The organism is Ruegeria sp. CG11, assembly GCF_056537245.1.
Genome location: NZ_JBQFRE010000067.1, coordinates 1 through 684, shown reverse-complemented (window position 1 = coordinate 684; position 684 = coordinate 1). Strand labels below are relative to the sequence as shown.

Below are 684 nucleotides of genomic sequence, written 5' to 3'. Positions count from 1 at the left end.
TTGGCAACTTCAATGCCGTCCAGCGTTGCGGATGCGGTAGCGAAGGATTTGAACCCACACATGTGCCGCAATCGCCGTTTGATAAACCGGTGATCCTGCTCCATCATATTATTCAGAAACTTGGACTTGATCGTTTGTAACTTGGCCGAACTGCCAAACCGCCTTAGGGTCTTGTTTACTTCCCGAATACCTGCCGCGTTGGCTCCACTCTTGTCGATCACAATCTTGTCCGGAATTCCATTTGTGGACAGCGCTTTGGCGAAGAACTTGGTGGCCGCTGGGCCATTCCTGCGTTCAGACAACATAAAATCAAGAGTGTTTCCAGCTTTGTCGACGGTGCGATAGAAATACATCCATTTGCCTCGAACACGGAGATAGGTTTCGTCCATACGCCAGGATTTCAGCGTAGGTCGCTTCTTCGATTGCGCTCGCACCGCGATCAGCGGCGAGTACTTCGTTACCTACCTGTTCAAGGTGGCGTAGTCGACCCGCACACCGCGTTCGGCCATAATCTCTTCCAAGTCACGATAGGACACCGTGTACCGCAGATAGAAATACACAGCGTACAAAACTACATCTTTGGGAAAATGGCAGCCTTTCAAAGAGACCATTCGAAGACCTGTCCGAGAACTATTTGCGCGAAACAAATGCCTGAACAGGCTGCCCTGTCAATCTGGCCCAAAA

1 pseudogene is annotated in these 684 nt (G+C 50.6%); it reads right to left on the bottom strand.

The window, feature by feature from the left end:
• Positions 1 to 611: pseudogene (locus ACR0KW_RS24255) on the bottom strand (IS6 family transposase); the annotation flags it as partial.
• Positions 612 to 684: the final 73 nt, after the last annotated feature.